The organism is Paenibacillus sp. FSL R5-0928, from assembly GCF_037970385.1.
GTDB lineage: Bacteria > Bacillota > Bacilli > Paenibacillales > Paenibacillaceae > Paenibacillus_AQ > Paenibacillus_AQ odorifer.
In genome coordinates this window covers 4,423,736-4,442,182 of the sequence record NZ_CP150225.1, presented here as the reverse complement: position 1 = coordinate 4,442,182, position 18,447 = coordinate 4,423,736, and the positions used below count along the sequence as shown (strand labels likewise).

General features: G+C 44.2%; 21 protein-coding genes. 15 read left to right on the top strand and 6 right to left on the bottom strand.

Annotation, left to right across the window (positions count from 1 at the left end):
* From MKZ16_RS20050 to MKZ16_RS20035, 4 genes are all read left to right on the top strand, one after another.
* A complete protein-coding gene (locus tag MKZ16_RS20050; protein ID WP_076106390.1) occupies positions 1 to 777 on the top strand; it encodes an IucA/IucC family C-terminal-domain containing protein in 777 nt (258 codons plus the stop codon).
* Between the two features lie 108 nt (positions 778 to 885).
* Positions 886 to 2,607 carry a helix-turn-helix domain-containing protein gene (locus MKZ16_RS20045; RefSeq protein WP_076106388.1) on the top strand — a complete coding sequence of 574 codons (1,722 nt, stop codon included), beginning with the start codon at positions 886 to 888 and terminating at the stop codon, positions 2,605 to 2,607.
* A 323-nt stretch (positions 2,608 to 2,930) separates the two neighbouring features.
* Positions 2,931 to 3,923 carry a hypothetical protein gene (locus tag MKZ16_RS20040; protein WP_076106386.1) on the top strand — a complete coding sequence of 331 codons (993 nt, stop codon included), beginning with the start codon at positions 2,931 to 2,933 and terminating at the stop codon, positions 3,921 to 3,923.
* Positions 3,924 to 3,938: 15 nt separating this feature from the next.
* Positions 3,939 to 4,199, top strand: coding sequence for a helix-turn-helix domain-containing protein (locus tag MKZ16_RS20035; protein ID WP_036688642.1), 261 nt, complete (start codon positions 3,939 to 3,941; stop codon positions 4,197 to 4,199).
* A 31-nt stretch (positions 4,200 to 4,230) separates the two neighbouring features.
* On the opposite strand, the gene MKZ16_RS20030 is transcribed toward MKZ16_RS20035, so the two are convergent.
* Positions 4,231 to 5,064, bottom strand: coding sequence for a MurR/RpiR family transcriptional regulator (locus tag MKZ16_RS20030; RefSeq protein WP_036688639.1), 834 nt, complete (start codon positions 5,062 to 5,064; stop codon positions 4,231 to 4,233).
* 181 nt (positions 5,065 to 5,245) lie between these two features.
* Here MKZ16_RS20030 and MKZ16_RS20025 point away from each other — a divergent pair, with 181 nt between their 5' ends.
* The 4 genes from MKZ16_RS20025 to MKZ16_RS20010 are packed head-to-tail and all read left to right on the top strand — an operon-like array spanning position 5,246 to position 9,514.
* Positions 5,246 to 6,124 carry a cell division protein FtsQ gene (locus MKZ16_RS20025; protein ID WP_076106384.1) on the top strand — a complete coding sequence of 293 codons (879 nt, stop codon included), beginning with the start codon at positions 5,246 to 5,248 and terminating at the stop codon, positions 6,122 to 6,124.
* Positions 6,117 to 7,862 (top strand): energy-coupling factor transporter ATPase, encoded by a 1,746-nt coding sequence (locus MKZ16_RS20020; protein ID WP_076106382.1) that lies wholly within the window; start codon positions 6,117 to 6,119, stop codon positions 7,860 to 7,862. Before MKZ16_RS20025 ends, MKZ16_RS20020 begins: the two co-directional genes overlap by 8 nt.
* Positions 7,849 to 8,682: an energy-coupling factor transporter transmembrane component T gene (locus MKZ16_RS20015; RefSeq protein ID WP_038572018.1), complete on the top strand. Its 834-nt coding sequence runs from the start codon at positions 7,849 to 7,851 to the stop codon at positions 8,680 to 8,682. Before MKZ16_RS20020 ends, MKZ16_RS20015 begins: the two co-directional genes overlap by 14 nt.
* A 34-nt stretch (positions 8,683 to 8,716) precedes the next feature.
* Positions 8,717 to 9,514: a PHP domain-containing protein gene (locus MKZ16_RS20010; protein ID WP_305953646.1), complete on the top strand. Its 798-nt coding sequence runs from the start codon at positions 8,717 to 8,719 to the stop codon at positions 9,512 to 9,514.
* Positions 9,515 to 9,822: 308 nt separating this feature from the next.
* Here the strand turns inward: MKZ16_RS20010 and MKZ16_RS20005 are convergent, their stop codons facing one another.
* Complete coding sequence (locus MKZ16_RS20005) at positions 9,823 to 10,047, bottom strand: hypothetical protein (protein WP_038572016.1); 225 nt, start codon at positions 10,045 to 10,047, stop codon at positions 9,823 to 9,825.
* A gap of 170 nt (positions 10,048 to 10,217) precedes the next feature.
* Between MKZ16_RS20005 and MKZ16_RS20000 the strand changes: the two genes are divergently transcribed.
* The 7 genes from MKZ16_RS20000 (at position 10,218) to MKZ16_RS19970 (ending at position 16,478) form a co-directional block, all read left to right on the top strand.
* A complete protein-coding gene (locus MKZ16_RS20000) occupies positions 10,218 to 11,057 on the top strand; it encodes a DegV family protein (protein ID WP_076106380.1) in 840 nt (279 codons plus the stop codon).
* Positions 11,058 to 11,212: 155 nt separating this feature from the next.
* Entirely contained in the window at positions 11,213 to 11,920 is a 708-nt protein-coding gene (locus MKZ16_RS19995; RefSeq protein WP_170914177.1) for a response regulator transcription factor, read from the top strand.
* Positions 11,898 to 13,316, top strand: a complete 1,419-nt coding sequence (locus MKZ16_RS19990) for a HAMP domain-containing sensor histidine kinase (RefSeq protein WP_076106378.1) — start codon at positions 11,898 to 11,900, stop codon at positions 13,314 to 13,316. Before MKZ16_RS19995 ends, MKZ16_RS19990 begins: the two co-directional genes overlap by 23 nt.
* 41 nt (positions 13,317 to 13,357) lie before the next feature.
* The gene (locus MKZ16_RS19985; protein WP_076106375.1) at positions 13,358 to 14,464 is read left to right on the top strand and encodes an AI-2E family transporter; all 1,107 of its coding nucleotides are present in this window, start codon (positions 13,358 to 13,360) and stop codon (positions 14,462 to 14,464) included.
* A gap of 28 nt (positions 14,465 to 14,492) precedes the next feature.
* The gene (locus tag MKZ16_RS19980) at positions 14,493 to 14,843 is read left to right on the top strand and encodes an Asp23/Gls24 family envelope stress response protein (protein ID WP_036688625.1); all 351 of its coding nucleotides are present in this window, start codon (positions 14,493 to 14,495) and stop codon (positions 14,841 to 14,843) included.
* Positions 14,844 to 14,923: 80 nt separating this feature from the next.
* Complete coding sequence (locus MKZ16_RS19975) at positions 14,924 to 15,301, top strand: hypothetical protein (RefSeq protein ID WP_036688624.1); 378 nt, start codon at positions 14,924 to 14,926, stop codon at positions 15,299 to 15,301.
* A 160-nt stretch (positions 15,302 to 15,461) separates the two neighbouring features.
* Positions 15,462 to 16,478 carry a S66 peptidase family protein gene (locus MKZ16_RS19970; RefSeq protein ID WP_076106373.1) on the top strand — a complete coding sequence of 339 codons (1,017 nt, stop codon included), beginning with the start codon at positions 15,462 to 15,464 and terminating at the stop codon, positions 16,476 to 16,478.
* A gap of 47 nt (positions 16,479 to 16,525) precedes the next feature.
* Here the strand turns inward: MKZ16_RS19970 and MKZ16_RS19965 are convergent, their stop codons facing one another.
* From MKZ16_RS19965 to MKZ16_RS19950, 4 genes are all read right to left on the bottom strand, one after another.
* Positions 16,526 to 16,810, bottom strand: coding sequence for a YxcD family protein (locus MKZ16_RS19965; RefSeq protein WP_076100425.1), 285 nt, complete (start codon positions 16,808 to 16,810; stop codon positions 16,526 to 16,528).
* Between the two features lie 8 nt (positions 16,811 to 16,818).
* A complete protein-coding gene (locus MKZ16_RS19960) occupies positions 16,819 to 17,250 on the bottom strand; it encodes a hypothetical protein (RefSeq protein WP_076100426.1) in 432 nt (143 codons plus the stop codon).
* 174 nt (positions 17,251 to 17,424) lie between these two features.
* Entirely contained in the window at positions 17,425 to 17,985 is a 561-nt protein-coding gene (locus tag MKZ16_RS19955) for a carbonic anhydrase (protein ID WP_036688619.1), read from the bottom strand.
* Positions 17,986 to 17,999: 14 nt separating this feature from the next.
* Positions 18,000 to 18,341: an iron-sulfur cluster biosynthesis family protein gene (locus MKZ16_RS19950; RefSeq protein ID WP_036688616.1), complete on the bottom strand. Its 342-nt coding sequence runs from the start codon at positions 18,339 to 18,341 to the stop codon at positions 18,000 to 18,002.
* Positions 18,342 to 18,447 lie beyond the last annotated feature (106 nt).

The window sequence follows — 18,447 nt, the reverse complement described above, 5'->3', positions numbered from 1 at the left end:
ATGGACAACTATCTGTCGTCTGCCACCTGGAAGCAAATGGCGGAGGAATACCGTCTGTGGGTAGGTGAACCGCCTGAAGGCAACGTTCGTACAATTGCCCTTAGCCAGTTGCACGAAGAAGCTGCATGCCGCGAATATGTAAGCTGGCTTAAAGGTTATATCGGTGCGCCTGATATGCAGGTTGCCGCTTCCATGCTGGCCAAGCGGATCGGTTATCTGTGGATCGCGCCGATGCTGACCGCTATGACCCTTCATAACCGGGAAGTCTCCATCCCGCTGGAGAACTGCTTCCTCTATCATCCGGCTTCCCCAGCTTTTAAAGGGGATACGCGTTTTCCTTTCCTTGCGCTGAACGGGCTTCGAGCGACGGCGGCACCGGAAGACAGGGAAGCGTGGCGAGAAGAGATCGTAGAGGAAATTTTCGCGGTACGTCTTGCGCCGCTGCTGCACACGCTTGCTGCAATTGGTCCCGTCTCCATGGCAGTACTTTGGGAGAATATTATGGTACGCATTGCCCCGTTGTATTCTCCTGGAACAGGTGAATTTGGGCAAGAGAGGCAACGGATGCAAGCCGATTTTGCCTTCCTGACCCGGATAGCTCCCGGACAATTGTTCGGCGCAAGACGCAATCCGTTTACCCGGTTCACAGAGAACAATGACCTGGCTCCGGTTGCAAAAAACAAGCGTATCACCTGCTGTTTTTATTACAGGATGTCGGCGGAATATTGCGGAAAATGTCCGAAAATTGACAATGAGAATGAATCTCAATTAAAATGACAACAGCAACGCACTCACTTATGTTGCGGACGCGCTTTCACTAAAGCATGTAATCCTATTCGAGTGCGCCCGTTTAACAGAGGATGCTATTGTCAGGAGATGAGAGAAATGCCGCTGAAAGAACAGGCAAGTTTATGGAGTGATACAACGATCAAGATGCTTGATGTGCGTAGCGGTACTTTGCCACCCGGCGGCGTTATGAGCGAAACCGGATTAACAGCCAATGTGTTGCTGCTGGCAGGCGGCGGGGAAGGTAGGCTTGTGATGAATGGCGAAATTTGCCATATCCAGGCCTATTTCGCTTGTCACGCAGTCAAGGGATCAGCATTTACTTTGACTGCTGGATCAGAAACCATTCATTATACTATTATTATATACAAGGCTTTTCCAATGTTGGGGGCTGCCCATGTTCTGTTTCCGCAGCGCAATCACCCATTACGAACTTCATTTGTTCACCGTCCTGTGCTCCTGGCTGAACTGCATCAGACTGCGGAACAAATCGAAGCCAAATGGAGCCGGGGCGAAGGGCTGGAGCGTTTCCATGCGAATGCGCTACTGCAAGGAATGCTTTACGAGCTTATTATGGAGTATGAATGTGGTCAGAAAGGCACAGAGGCGGATATGGTGGATGTTGTCGCTGCCTATATAGCGGGGCATTATCGTCAGGAGCTGGAGCTTAAGGAGCTGGCAGCGCTTGCCGGATGCAGTACAAGACAGTTACAGCGGCGATTCAAACAGGAGAAGTTACTAGGACCGATGGAATATGTAATCCAGCTGCGGATGGAGAGTGCCGAGCGGATGTTGCGTCATACGGATGCTCCCATCGGCGAAATTGCAGAAAAAACGGGCTATCGCGACATGTATTACTTTAGCAGGGCATTTAAGAAATATCATGGAGTTCCCCCGCAGATCTACAGGCGCACTGCCGCTTCAGGGATCGGTGCTCTCTCAGCATATTCTGGGCTGCCGGATCGCCTGGCCTCATCGTACCAGTCGCTGCAAGGCCCGGTAATTTGTCATATGCGAGGCGAATATTGCGTCACCGCTTCTCCGAGGCGTATCGCCGTACTCGACGTTCAATATGCAGACCATTTGCTTGCGCTTGGGATATCTCCGGCAGGGAGTGTAGGAACGGGCAGTGCAGCGTTAAAATTCCCCCAATATATCAGGGAAAGGCTTAAGACAACAGAAATGCTCGGAACTTATGAGTACCCGGACCTGCAAGCTGTCGAACGGCTGCGGCCGGATTTGATTATCTGTACTGAGGTGCATGCTCAGCATTATGAACGGTTAAGCCGGATTGCTCCAACCCTAATGTTTCAACGGAATGAGAGCTGGCAGACGATTTTGAGCCTGTTCGGTGAATTGACGGACAAGCGGACAGAGGTGGAGCGTATTATTGCGGATTACCTGCGCCGAACAGCATTGCTGTCTGAGCAGCTTGCAACGGCGCTGGCGGGTCAGAGCGTGGCCTTGATCCGTCCGCGTGAGTCGCTGGTACGGGTACATACTGCCTCCCATCGCACAGGTGCCGTGCTGTACCGTGATCTTGGTCTGCCTGCTCCTCTATTTGTCGCAGACACTTCCGACACGGTTTATCATATTACAGTTGATAGACTGCCAGCTGTGCACGCCAGTCATTATTTTTTACTTAGTAACGAGATGATGCAGGAGGAGGTATCTGCGACAGAGCAAAGCGTCCGGGGGATGTTAGATTCCAATGAGCGGCCGTATATATACCCGGTAGATGCCGCTACATGGATCGGCTGCTACGGACCGACAGGTATCAATTACATTGTGGATCAGGTAGCCCGTACCTTGCTGGCCTGAACGGTATCAAAGGGCATCCGCTAATTTTAGGCTAAGTTTTAGCCTAAACGTGAACAAGCTCCGGTGATTATCACAGGAGCTTGTTTGTGCTGCGGATTATTTTTTGTTGGGATAGCGCTTAGAACTATCTGTTGGCTCATGCAGGTGCTAAGGGCAGGGCCTCCTTTACGTTATTCCAGATCATTGACAATTATTGTAAAGATGATGTATTGTAAGTGATAAGTAGTAAGTAGTAAGTAGTAAGTAGTAAGTAAATCAAACGCTTACCATACGGAATAAATATCATCCTGTAAATACGAATTAATGGATAGGGGTGGATGGTTATGATGGATCTTAAATTAGCACCAAGTTTTTCATTGATCGCGCTTAATGCACAGAGAAGTCTTCAGATGACTACTGTTAAGAAAGTGTCTTTGCGCTGCATGGCAGCAGCGGTTATATTGGAGCTTTACTTAGAGGGATGTTTTACACAATCAGAGAACAAGTTAACTTTGCACAAGGAAGCACTTGATCAATCTCATTCAACACTCTATAGAGAAACTGTTCTACAATCCTTACTTCATAATAGTGCTGAGGTGAAGGGTGATCTAAATTGGTGGTTAAAGAAGGCTTCGAGGAAGTCTAACCATCATTTAAAAAAGTTCGAAACCGCGATTTCAGATGATCTTCAAGCCATGAATTTGCTTGAAGATATACCAAGCCTGATAGGGAGCGACATGTATTTTGATTCAGCTGAAGTTGAAATTAGAGCCTATCGCAGCAATATGGAGGCGTACACAAGCATTACAGAGAATATGCGGGCTGAGATTTTGGAAGAGGGTCCAGTAACGGATGAGGTCATTTGTATGCTATGGCTACTTCGTGAAAGTGGATGTATGCATGATTTCTTCTCGCTGAACGAATTAGAACAGGTGAATATCAAATTACATGATCTATACCAAAGTAACTTATGGGCAAAGGCATTGTTTCCTATACAAATCCGCCAGGGAGTTGAGTTAGGCATCAAACGTTTTTTAGCATTGAAGACAAAGTTTGCGAAGACATTTATCGGCAGTAGTCTCAATCTTATCTTCCCTGCCCTAGAGCGATCACGAGCTGTCTTTATAGAAACAGAGTCTTGGTTTGATAATTCTAATCAAAGGTTAGACGCAGTTATTACAAGATTAATGTCCTATGGACATGAAGTTAAGGTGCTGGAGAGAGGATCAATTGCGACCCTTAAAATTGATAATTTGCTCTACGATGCGATCCCACATTTTGTAATGATGAAAGTGCCAATTCAAGGTGTGCGTCTTATTCCGAAGCGCCCGCTGTAAAGGAGTTGGTTATCAATGTCTAGACAACGATCCATGGAGAATATTATGGCGTCAGAATATGTATCGATAGGGGAATTAGTAAGAATCACAAATGCTCGTTATAGTACACTCAAACATTACACAGAAGAAGGCATGCTGCCCTTTGAACAGGCAGAGGAGAACTTAACACGCAGATATAAAAGAGAAGAAACCGTCGCGCGCATTCTTTGGATCAAAGAAATGAAAGCAAACGGTTTATCTATCCCACAAATTAAAGAAGCTTTAGGAATGAATTAAATATTTCTTCACCTTGCAGTCAAATTTAAACCTAACTCCGCGGGAGCTTCCCCCCATACTGCGCGCGCAATTGCTGCAATTTATCCAGCTTGCTTAGACTACTGTCCCTGTTTGCTAATCCCACTCCAAGGATCAGATTCTCAATAATATAGGTGGGGCCAACCATGGAGTGGAACTCCCAAACCTCACCTCTCCCGGCATAAAGCACGATATCTGCATCTTGCGATCGCGGGTAGACGAGTCTATCTGTGATCAGGATGACCTGGTAATTTACTTCACGTGCATGGTTCAGTATGACTTCAATCTCAGGCAGTATTTGCACAAATCCAAAGACAAGCAAGACATCTTGTTTGTCAGCATGCATTAAGGTCTCTAGCAGCTCATGGCCGCTGGGGGCCATTTTTTTCATTTGAAGACCAAAACGCGCCATTCGATAGATCATTAGCTCTGCTAATCCGGCGCAAGGGCCAGGGCTGTATACATAAATAATCCGAGCTGTTGATATTGCATCTACTGCACGCTTTAGTACATCGTCGCTTAAATAGCGGCGTGTTTCTTGCAAATGATGTGAGCAATTGTCCAGCAGCAGTTGAGGGAGTGAGGTATCGTCTGATCGCTGCATGGCATCACGCATTTTTACAGAAGGTGTGGATTCAAAGCGGAAACGGAGCCGGTTTTTAAAATCTTTGGCATGTTTGTACCCCGCAGCTTTCCAGAACCGTGAAACAGAGGCGATGCTCAAATGCAGCTCGTCTGCCATTTCTTGTTCGGTCATGTAGACCACACGTTGCTCATTTTTTTGAATAAAGTCGGCAATTATCCGTTGATTAGGCGAAAAAGCGCGGTGGTTCCAATCTTTATACAATCTCTCAATCCTCCTATGATGATGCGATAGATAGAATATAACGTGCGAATATGTTGTAAATATTTTTACAACGTTAAAAATATTGAAAAAAATATTACTCTCATTTAACAAATGAAAAAAGCTGTGATGACATGGCCTTCTTATAATGAAGATAAATTCTTATTGGGAGGCCAAATATTTCATGAGCACGATAAAAACGCGTTACACACTGACTCAGTCACAAAAAATGATGATTTTTGTACTGTCGATGTCGCTTTACGGGTTGTCCAATATGTTTACCGAGCTAGTGCCTGGGATCAAACTGGGCCCGATTGAATTATCCATTGAATATTTCGCTTTCATTCCTTTGACATTATGTATGTTGTTTCACCCCTTATATGCGGCGGTCGGAGCAGCTGTTGGTGAGGTAATCTTCGGGGAATTGATGTTAGGCCAATTTGGAGGTTTAGGGGAGCTGGAGAAATTCATTACCTTCTCACTGGCGATGTATACCGCAGGCCGCATGGTATCTGATCCGAAGAATCGTAGACAGGTTGGAGTGGCTGCGATTACCGGCGTGGCGATTCACCAGTTTTTTAGCTCCGTTATAGATATTGTGAAGGTAGGGGTAGGGGTAGAAGAGCTAGAGGCTGTTAAAGGGCTGGCTGAAAGCATCGTTGTAATTGAGGGAGTAGGGTTCCTGAATGATGTACTCTTCTCCGGCATTTTGTTCGCGCTAATTCCTACTATGTATCTGGTTCCGCGTTTATATGGAAAAATTGAACCATTGCTTGGCATGAAGCCGCGTGAGCGGAATATGAAATATGCAACAGGAGCGTGGCTATCTCCTAAGCTGGTCATTGCCGGAACCTTTCTAGTGATGGTAGCGGTGGGGTCAGAATTGTTATCGGAATCGGGCTGGAACTTCGGTGATTTTGAGCTTGCAGGAGCGGAATCGAATGAAAAGACCTTGATTTGGCTCAGTATGTTGGTAGCGGCTGTTGTAGCGGCAACGGCGATTATTACACTGCTTCGGCGTTCGGCACGAAAAAGACAGGAAGCGGGTCAAGCAGATGCGTAATACAATTCTTGAATTGAACAAAATTAACTTTACGTATCCGGGAGCTGAACAACCAGTACTGCAAGACGTAGACTTACGACTGGGAGAAGGAGATTTTATTGCGATCATCGGCAGTAATGGCTCCGGGAAATCTACTCTCTGCAAATGCTTTAACGGCTTAATTCCTCATTATTACACTGGTGATTTCAGTGGAGAGGTGACAGTTTGCGGCCAATCTGCGGATGGAAAAAGTGTAGCAGAGCTGTCCAAACGTATCGGTTATGTTTATCAGGATTTCGAGAATCAATTGGTAAGGCCGACGGTGCTTGATGATGTGTCTTTTACACCTCTGAATTATGGGTTTACGGATTACAAGGAACGGGGAGAGCGTGCGCTTGCGTTAACCGGACTTAGTGATTTGAGGCATGAATTCATTTGGCAGTTAAGTGGTGGGCAAAAACATCTGCTCGCTCTGGCCGGAGCATTAGCTATGGATCCGGAAATTCTGGTTATTGACGAACCCGTAGCCCAGCTTGATCCGCAGCATGCCCGTCATATCTATGATATTTTGCAGCGTTTGAATGAGGAGCATGGAAAGACCATTGTAGTGATTGAGCATCATGCGGAATTTATTGCAGATTATTGTAAAAATGTTGTCCTGATGGATCAGGGTAAAATGCGCTGGCAGAAGCCTGTGCGTGAAGCTTTGTCATCTGTAGAAGAATTGCTAGAGCTGGGCATTTACCCAACGGATGTGACCCGGGCGGCTTGGCTGCTACAGCCTGATGATCAGAAGTCAAAGCTGCTTCCCTTAAATGCTGAGGAAGGCAGTACCCGCATGATTCTTCGTCAGGATGCTAATGTGGAGACACTTCCAATAGGACGAATTCAAGAGCAGCTCCCCATAGCAGCAAAAGAAGAAAGTTCTATCGTTCAGCTGGAGAATGTCCACCTCTCTTATCGTACGATTCATAAGGTGCCGCATCCTGTACTGAATGGAATTCAGCTAGAACTGCGGCAGGGAGAGTCCATTGCTCTTATTGGCAACAACGGAGCAGGTAAATCTTCATTAATGAAGCTGATTGCTGGTATTGTCAGACCTACAGCTGGAACCGTAAAGGTTAAAGAAATGACGGTGAACGGGCTGCCGCCTGAACGTCTCTCCGGTACGGTAGCTTATGTATTCCAGAATCCGGAGGAAATGTTTATCGAGGATTCTGTGCGTAAGGAAATCGCTTATTATCTGAAGGCGCGGAAATTACCAGATACGGATGAAAGAGTGGATGAGATGCTAAAGGCGTTTCGCTTAAGCGAGCTGGCTGAACGGGATGCCCGACTGCTAAGTGGCGGGCAGCAGCGCCGGGTATCCTTGGCGATTGGTGCCGCGGTTAAACCCGCCATCATGCTGCTTGATGAACCGACAGCTAATCTGGACATTTCGACCAAACAAGAAATGGTACATGTGCTGGAGACGCTTCGTAATCATGTGAAGACGGTCGTCATCGCAACTCATGATATGCAGCTTGTCGCTGAATGGGCCAGCAGAATAATTGTAATGCATCAAGGACGGATAATCGCGGATGGAACGAAGGATGAAATTTTCGCTGATGGGCTTCTTTTACGGCGTGCGGGTCTGGCTCAGACCCAATTGATGGAGTTAAGTCGTATGCTCGGTCTCCCTAGAATTTGCAGTAGCTTAGAAGAGTTTGTGAGTTTAGTGGAAAAGAAGGAGGTAGCTGCAATCCATGGAAGCCGTTAAACGGGCACTTGACCGTATATCTGTAGAACAAATCAAATTGGAGTTACTCGGGACCGCATATAACAGCAGCAGCACTTTTCTGGGCAGGCTGGACCCGCGAACCCTGCTGCTCTGGTATCTCTTTTTTGCCATCGTGCCTTGGTTTGTACATAACCGGACAATCCTGTTAGGGATGTTCGTGCTTATGGTTTTAACGACCGTCCTCTCCCGGGTCAGCCCTTATATTATTTTTATATTATGTCTCGGCTTAATCAGCCAGATTGGCTGGATGTTTATATTGTCGCTTTTTTTCGGCGGGGGGATTGAATCCTTGCTGCCTATGCTGACACTGACGCTTAAGCTTTCGGTGATTTCGCTGGCGAGTATAACGGTTTTCTCTAGTCTTGATCCGGAACGACTTAGTGACGGCTTACTGTCTTTAGGAATCCCTGATACCTTTGCGTTCAGCTTATCTTATGGCTATCGTATTTTGCCTACTTTACTGGAGGAATTCCATCAGATTCTACTTTCCTTTAGATTGAGAGGGCAACGACCGCTTCAACATGGAATTTTCTATTGGCGAACAATAACGTATTATTTGCGAATCGTGATTCTGGCATTTTACCCGCTCATGTTGAACACAGCTAAACGTTCTCGAACAACGATTGAAGCTCTTGAGACTCGGGGATTTAGCTACGGGCTTAATAATAAGAAAGTGAAGAAGATCAAGTTATCTTATTTGAAAATGAAGCGGTCCGACTGGTACTTTTTATCCGGATCCATTGCTTATGTCATCTTGATATTCTGTATTGGTTATCTCTACCCTGAACTGGTGTATTAACATAACTTACAAGCTCAAAGGAGACGAATTAGACATGATGAATATTGATCTGCATACCCATGGTAAATTATCTAAGAAATCTACGTTTTCCCCCGAATATTTTGCGGAGATGATGTTCGAAGCCAAAGCAAATGGATTACAGGCTGTAGCATTGACCGAGCATTTTAATACTTCTAATTTCTTTGCGATGTATGATGCGCTGGATCAGACTTATCCCTATAACGGGCATTATTACGATGTGAACGGACTTAAACTGTTTCCAGGCATGGAAGTGGATATCGCGGAGACAGGTCACATCCTGTTGATCGGACTAAAGGAGAATGTTCTAGCTGTCCGCGCTTTACTAGATGAGCATACACAGGAGGGGAATTTCATACCTTTTAAGCAGTTGCTTGATATGGCCGACGAACATAATCTTTGGAAAATCGGAGCCCACCCCTTCCGAACTTCTACGCCTTTACATCAACTGGATCCGGCCTTGCTTCAGCGATTAGACGCTTTTGATTTCAACGCTAAGGATATTTACATGCAGGGGGTGGAGACTTATAAAAACTTGATCACGCCCTTTGCTGAGAAGCTGGGTGTGCCTGTGATTGCTGGCAGTGACAGTCATCAGTGTTTGCAGTATGGCAGTGTTGTGAATCGTCTGCAAGACTCCTGCTCAACTGTGGAAGAATTGAAGGAAGCTATCAAACAAGGAAACTATGTAATAGAGGTTTCTCCGTGTCTTCATACCAAAGTAAAAGCTTCGGTAATGATGAAAAAACTATTGAAGCAGTTAATTGGCGAAGCCCCCTCCAGAGATGAAGCGGAGTTAGGATATATGGCGTAGAAAGTAGAAGAGGGTTGTTCCATAAGCCATGAAATGATGAAATGGCTACTGGGACAACCCTTTTTGTTGTTCGCTGGATTTCATTACTTTTGCATGTACAAAGATAACTATCGGACACAGATGACTCTAAACGCAGTTTTATTCCAGATTTGGGATGCTAACGGACCGCATAGTCACTAATGGCACGAAAAACACCATATATGAACCTCTTTCAACGGAATAACGGCTCTGGAGTCCGAAACTCTGCTCAGAAGGCTGGGAATTTGCCAATAACGTTATCTGGGTCCTCAAATCTCAGAATGTATGAATTATCGTTTGTCTTTCGAATCTTTATTGATGACTCGGGTGGGTCTGGTCACCCAATTCGTGCGATTCATCGGTTTTACAGTATCAATTCGTGAATTGGAAGGTTCCTTCGAAGGTTCTGTGGATTCAGTTTCAGTAGAAGCTGTACCCTCTTGATCTACGGTTTTTTTTCTCGATAGTCCTGTACCATCATGTTTGCCTCTGTTCCATACTCTTCCCTTACTCATACATACACTCCATTTCTATACGCTTATTCATAAACCATATCATATAAGGACAAGTTAAGGAAGAAAGACATAGCACAGATCGAAGAATTTTTCAAGTTATAAAGGTTACTGGAGATTTCATTTTATGGTGGCTATAATAGTACTGATATTGAAAGGAGAGTACTTATATTATGGCAATCAAGATCATAACAGACAGCGGTTCAGACCTACCCTTTGACTACATGGAGAAGTATAATGTTTCCGTGATCCACCTACCGGTTCATTTTGGGCATGAGTTAATGCCGGCAGATACGGACACGAAAAGCTTTTATGCTCAAATGCGCGAATCCAAGGAGCTGCCTACCACAGCTAGTCCAAGTCCCAACGAATTCCTTGAGAAGTTCAAGCAAGTGGAGGAGGGAACTGACATTATGGTCATTTGTATGTCCTCTAATATTAGTAGCACTTATCAGACGGCTATGATTGCTATGGAAATGTATAAGGATGAAGGACATACCAATGCAATAGAGGTTATAGATTCCAAAAACTTCTCAGGCGGGCTTTCATTGATTGTCGGCCTGGCGGCGCAGTGGTCCTTAACTTGTTCAAGCTTGCAAGAGCTCAAGGAAAAGGTACTTCAGCAGATAGAGGAAGTTAACGCTTATTTTACGCTGGACACTCTGGAGAATGTAATGAAAGGCGGACGTCTAAGTCGGCTCTCGGGAGCCGTAGCGTCTGTACTCAATATAAAGTTGCTGCTCAAAATCAGCGAAGAAGGTACTGTAGAAGTAGTGGAGAAGACCCGGGGTCTTCCAAAAGCACTGAATCGTCTGCTTGCGCATTTGGATGAGAAGCAGCATGATTACGAGAAAGCGGTTATCGCTATTGTACACAGTAATTGTGAGAAGCTGGCACTCGAGATTAAAGAACGCATTTTACTAAAGCATCCCTTCAAAGAAGTCTTACTCTCAAGCATGGGTCCGGTTATGGGAACCTATGCTGGGGAGGGCGGAATTGGCGTAGCTTTTTAAAGTAGTGATCCTCACAATCCAGACAAATTACGATCGTACATGGGACGGTTTCCCGTGTGCGATTTTTATTTTATTCCTATGTGATAATTTAGCTATTCTTTAGATTGTGTTTAGGCTCTGTTAATAATCACAGAATATAGTTAGATGGGGGGATTATCATGTATACAATATTGATCGCTGATGATGAAGCAGAAATTGTGGAATTGCTAAGATTATATTTAGAGAAAGAGTACAACATTTTGGAAGCGAACAGTGGGACTGAAGCCTTAACGCAGGTGCAGAACCATAAGGTTGATTTGGCAATACTAGATATTATGATGCCGGGTCTGGATGGACTGCAATTATTGAAAAAGATCCGCGAGGTGCATCATTTTCCAGTGTTATTTTTATCCGCCAAAAGCGAACATCATGACAAGATTCTGGGTCTTGAACTAGGAGCCGACGATTATATTTCCAAACCGTTTAATCCATTAGAAATAGTAGCCCGTGTTGGAGCACTGCTGCGGCGTGTACATCATTTCGATGCGCAAGTCGTTGAGGAAAAAGAAGCTGAACAGATTGTATTAGGTGAATTAATGCTGGATCAAAGCCAGTGTCTGCTCTATCGTTCTGGTGAACCTGTGGTGCTTACTTCTACCGAGTACAAAATTTTGGAACTAATGATGAAGCAGCCTGGACGAGTATTTACACGCAAAAAAATATATGAGGCCGTGTGGGAAGATTTCTATGTGTACGAAGATAATAGTATCATGGTACATATCAGCAATATCCGGGAAAAAATTGAGGAAGACTCCAAAAAGCCAGTATATTTAAAGACTATTAGAGGGCTGGGATACAAAATTGAAGCGCCTATGGAGCAATAGAGATCAACGACCTTTACAATCATCGCTGACGCTGGATTTTTTGTTGTTTATCTGTATTTTGTTTTTTCTCGTGATTGTATATTATTTGTTTATTAATCTTGATGTGACCCATATTTTTGAAAAAAATAAAATCGCTGATCCTGATTTGAAGGTGGAAGCTAGTGCTTATCGAGATAATCTGGAGCATGGGATAGAAACCAAACGTCTTCTGCGTAGCGGGGGATGGATCGAGGTCTTGGATCAAGACATGAAGGTCACCAAGGTTGTTGGAGAAAAAAAAGACGGTGTAACCCAATATACCAGTAACCAGCTTTTAAAAAGTTTGGAAAATGGAGAAGATCAAGCTTACTTTTACTCGTTGACCACGCTAAATGCTCAGAGCGAATCGGAGTGGCTGCTGCTGAAGCTGCCGCGGGAAGCTATCACCATCACCATTAATAGTGATCCCTTCGTGGCCTACTTTAATCATTCGCTTTCATACTATGTCTTTTTGGGTGTGGGAATGATTCTTTTGCTAATTATCGTGTACAGCTATTGGGTGGCGCGGCGAATCAGGAAACCACTGCGTATCATCACGCTTGGATTGAAGCAGATGATTCAGGGGAATTATGATACTCGAATCGCTTTATATGCAGAAAAGGAATTTTCGCAAATTGGAGAGACTTTTAATTATATGGCAGATGTAATTGAAAAGACGACCAAAGAAAAACGCCAGGCAGAAGAAAGTAAGAAACGGATGATGGTTGATCTGTCCCATGATCTAAAGACGCCGATAACGAGTATACAGGGCTTTGCACAGGCGCTTGTAGAGGGCAGAGGCGAGGATGAAGAACGCCAAAAAAGATATTTAAGCTATATTTATAATAAATCCTCACAAGTTACTAAGCTGATTCAGAACATGCTGGAGCTGTTAAAAATAGATTCACCGGATTTCTTGCTACGAATGGAGCGTCAAGAACTGGGCGAATTTATTCGTGAAATCATTGCAGATACCTACGGAGAGATTGAACAAAAGAACTTTATTTTGCATCTAAATGTTCCTGAAGAGGATGTGTTCTTGAACTTTGATGCGGAGCTGCTCTCGAGTGTGGTTCATAATTTGATCTCCAATGCACTGATCTATAATCCTCCAGGTACACATTTGCGTGTGGAGGTGATCCCTTTGGAGAAAGAAGTCACGATTGAAATCGCTGATACTGGAGTGGGTATTCCAGAAGAGCTGTGGTCCACAATGTTTGATCCGTTTGTTCGGGGAGATAAAGCGCGGACAGCTTCGGGAGGAACAGGGCTAGGTCTCTCGATAGCTATGAAAAATACAGAGAAAATGGGGGGTACGCTTCATCTCAGTCGCCGAAAGAAGGAACCTACGGTGTTCACCATCCGGATTCCGAAATAACGAGCTGGAAGACATCCAAATCAGAAGACGGGAGAGAAACTATGGCTAAACTGAACAATTTCATCAGAGTTTGTCTAGCGATCCTTTTAGTGTTAGGCATTGTATTTTTAGGCTCACGCGTAGATTTTTTATTCACACCGATCCTGTCTTTGTTCAGTGTCATTATAGTGCCTTTAATGCTGGCGGGTTTCTTTTATTACCTGCTGCGGCCACTGATCGATACCTTGGAGAAATATAAGCTGAATCGTTCTTTGGCGATTATCATCGTATATGTAGTTATTTTAGTGCTTCTGTTTGCTTTTATTATCGGTGTTTGGCCTTCACTTCGCACACAATTAGTTAATTTCGTCGATAATATGCCGAATCTCATTGCCTCCTTGAATCAACAGCTATTGAAACTAGAAGATAATGAATTTCTGTCTGCGTTGATCCCTGCTGATGCGAATCCAGCCTCCACATTGACGGATTATTTGAATAAAGGGTTTACGCTGTTAACGAATTACGTATCAGGACTGTTCTCTTTTGTTTCGAATTTCGCGATCATTTTATTCACCTTTCCGATTATGTTATTCTACATGCTTAAGGAAGGTGGGAAATTCGGACGTAAGATTGTAAGTTTCTTCCCAAAGAAGTATCGTGAAGAAGGAACTACAATGATGACTGAAATCGACAGTGCGCTTAGTGGCTTTATCGTGGGCCGAGTGCTTGTTAATTTAGCCTTAGGCGTTCTGATGTATATTGGTTTCCTTATTATCGGCCTGCAATATGCATTGCTGTTGACTGTAATCGCAGTTGTGATGAACTTCGTGCCTTTTATTGGTGCGATACTGTCTAGTATCCCTATTTTCATCATCGGATTCATTCAATCGCCGTCTATAGCCGTCTGGTCCATCATCATTGTTCTGTTAGCGCAGCAGATACAGGATAATTTAATCGCTCCCTACATCTTTGGGAAAAAGCTCGATATTCATCCACTGACAACGATTATCCTGGTATTGGTTGGCGGTGATTTAGGCGGGATCATAGCGATATTGCTGATTATTCCGCTGTATATGATTGTTAAAATCGTCTTGACCAAGGCCTATTATTTGTTTGTCAAGCAACGCCGGGTAGAGATAGAGGTAGAGGAGAGTTCTGATATCTCTTAAGTTAAAAAAACATTATGGAGGGATTTCTATGAATGAAGGAACGGAGCAAGGACTAATTCATATTTCAGATGATGTGGTGACTTCGATCGTCGGGCAAGTGGTTCTGGACACACCGGGTATTGCCGGCATGTCAGGAAGCAGTATCTCGGACAACTGGGCTAAACGTCTAAGCGGTAAAAATGTAAAAAAAGGAATGTCCGTTGAAGTAAAAGAAGTGGATGTTGCCATCGATCTTCAGGTCATAGTTAATTACGGATGTGTGATTCAAGAGGTCTGCTATATGCTGCAGCAAAATGTAAGAAATGCTGTTGAAAATATGATGGGACTGTCTCTAGTTTCCGTAAATGTTAAGGTTGAGAAGGTCGCTCTGCCATTCTAAGAATAGCCCATTTAATAGGCACCGTAATCTAGGCTTCTGCATAGAATGGAGCAAATCCATTTACGGAGGTCAGAACATCCATGTCGACATTTAACACTGGGCAGCAACAGAATGTGATTTATCAGGCCGATCCTGCTGTGATCCGGCACCTGCACGGTGTCCGCGATTCCCTACATCAATCTTGCAAGCCATACCTTAACCATAAGGTGAACGTACAGACAATTGATGGCTTTGTACATGAAGGCGTTATAGCCGGAGTAGATAATAAACACTTGTATCTGAACGTTGCAGCTAATGGGCAAATGCCCCGCGGGTTTTACAACCCTCATCAGCCTTATCATCCTCATCCGGGCCCCGGACCTGGCCCATATCCAGGACCTTATCCAGGTCCCCCATACAATAATAATGTGATTTTACCGCTTGTGTTGTTTGAACTGCTTGCTATCTCTTTAATCTAGTGCTTGGGTTTAATTGAAGAAGGACATGTGCAGGATTTGTGGTCATACGTTGACGCATCCCGCCAGGTCCTTTTTTTGTAGGCGTAAAGTATGTGTTAGAAGGAGGTGTTCTCATTATCACTTTAGGGATATAATGGGTACAAACTCTGGGAGGTGGCATATGATTAGATACCCTTTTTTGAAAAAGAATGCGACGATAGGAGTTACAGCACCTTCATCTGGAGTAGGCATTCAAAATGCAGAACTTCTTACACTGGCCTCCAGCCGGTTGAAGTCGCAAGGATTTAATGTCATTATCGGCGAAACGGCATGGAAGCAAGATAAGGCTAAATCTGCACCAGCCAATGTTCGAGGTCATGAGTTTAATGAGATGATCAAAGATGATGGAATTGATATCCTTATTCCGCCTTGGGGCGGGGAATTGTTAATTGAAGCTCTGGAATTTATTGATTTTGATGCTTTGCAGGACAAATGGATCGTGGGATATTCAGATATAAGCGTCTTGCTGCTTGCGGTCACGCTGACAACCGGGTTGGCTACTGCCCATGGAGCGAATCTCATTGATTTACGGGGAGAGTATTCAGATGATACTACAGCCCTCTGGCAGGCGGTCCTAGAGACATCAGTGGGTGGGTCCATTGTCCAGCATTCATCTCTTAAATATCAGCGGGAATGGCAACATGATTTGCCTTCGCCATGCGTTTTTCATTTGACAGAGGAGACCTATTGGAAGTCTCTAACTACAGATGCTGTAACGATGAAAGGACGTCTGTTGGGTGGTTGTATAGATGTAATTAGGCATTTAATCGGCACGCCCTATGGAAAGCTCCAGCATTTTCAGCAAGAAATGATTCATGACGAACCTATAGTTTGGTATTTGGAAAATTGTGAATTGAACACAGCGGATTTACGCAGATCTTTAGTGCAGATGAAGCTGGCAGGGTGGTTTGAGAATTGTTCGGGGATTATGTTTGGCAGAAGTCCAGCTAATCGGCCTGTGGATAACTATACTGCCGAGGATATCTATGCTGAACTATCTGAAGAGCTTAAGGTACCGATCGTTTATGATATCGATTGTGGTCATGTCCCGCCGCAGGTTACTTTTATTAATGGAGCTTATGCAGAAATTGAAGTGTCAGACGGAGTAGGGACGGTAAAGCAATATTTCTATGAATAGCGTTATATCAAAAAGGACAACCCCTTGGGTTGTCCCTTTTACTATCATTAGTTCCCTGTATTTACAATCGCTGTGATTTCCTCATCCAGGTCCAGTCTTACATCTTCACGATAGGTGCGAACACCATATTCGCTGAGCATGTAACGCAGGATCGCTTCAATCATATTGGACTCCACTAGAAATTGACTGCGGCCCTGTACCCAAACCTCTGCAGAGTAACCGGTATCTTCTTCCCAGCTCAGTTCTACCTGAACATCCTCTGGGCGAACAGCCTTTCGTTCCGCCATGTGCAGACAGAGGGCATTGATGATCTCATCCATGCTTAGAACGATTGTAGACATTAGTAACGACCATCCTGTTCTTCTAAGCGGCGACGTTCTTTTCTACGACGGAAGAAGGACATCACGAGCATAACCAGTACATAGATAGCTAGCATATTAACGGCAAAGCCTAAGAAGTCACCAAAAGCTCCCATTCCACCAAACATTCCACCGAATAATAATCCGGCCAAACCACCGATCATCATGCCCTTCATTAAGCTGCCGCCGCTGAAGAATCCACGTTTCGTATTAGCAGCAGATCCTGCTGTGGAGCTTTTAGTGCTGTCACTTTTTTTGATGTTATTTGTTGTTGTTGATTTTTTTGGAGTTGTTGAATAGCTGCGAGTGCCGGATTTGAAACCGCCGCCACCTCGACGTGCATCGGCAAAGTCTGGAGCAGCCACTGCAAAAAATAGAGTGAAGGCCATTAGAATCATCATTACGCGTTTCATTGGTTTCATTTAGTACGAAAACCCTCCTGTGAGCATGAATTTTTGTGTATGGTCGGTAATACGCAGACATGCCCCACAAGGTTTCAATTTTATTTATCATAATTTATACTTTTATGCACAAAAAAAGCGTGGATCCAGGATCCACGCAAACAGCAGTTAGAGAGTCGTCATTCGTTACTTATACCCATCAGCGACAAGCTCAAGCGCTCCGGTTGCCGGATCGATGATCATGCCATGGATAGGTACATTAGGGGGAAGCAGTGGATGACGTTTAATCAGGTCCACAGTCTGAATTACCCCTTCTTCGACATTGTCAAACCCACGCAGCCATTTTGTTAGTTTGATTCCGGAATTCTCCAGTGTAGACAGCACTTCTTCAGATACGCCACGTTCTTTAATGGAATTGATCATATGGTCCGCATTGAGGGAGGCCATACCGCATTCATAGTGTCCAACCACGATTACTTCTTCAGCATCTAGTTCATATAGAGCTACCATTACACTACGCATAACACTACCGAAAGGCTGAGAAATAACCGCACCAGCATTTTTGATAATTTTGACATCACCGTTTTTGAAATTCATGGCTTTCGGCAATAATTCAACGAGTCTAGTGTCCATACAGGTGATGATCAGCATTTTTTTGTCAGGATAACGACTGGTTAAATAAGCTTCATAGTCCTTATTCTCTACAAAACTTTTATTAAAGTTAATAATTTCTGATACGTGGCTCATATTAGCTTCCTCCCTTAAAATCCTTGAATTGTACTTACGTTGCGCATATCTCTTACCATGATATTGTTGCCATAAATCTGAGAATCACTGACCAGCTTATAGGAAGAGAAACGTTCCTCTGCATCGAGTCGCATCTTGTCTTCATAAAAGATTTCCTGTTGCCGGCTTACGATAAAGGGAAGAGAATTCGTCTCTATCCTAGAATCGCCTTGCTCCACTTCTGAAACAATCAGTAACACATTAATTCCGTCACACCCGCAGCCTACCGTATCATAAAAGAGCTTGAAAAATCCTGGCTGATCTCCAAGCCTTTCCTTCAACTTCCTTTCTGCGAGAGGTGTAACTTGAATCATCATAGCCCTGTTCACGCTCCTTGATTTTTGTTCGAAGCATGCTCTGCTTCTTATGTAACTCATTAAATATTTAAAATTAGAGATGTAATCTCTGAAGTTGATTATACTC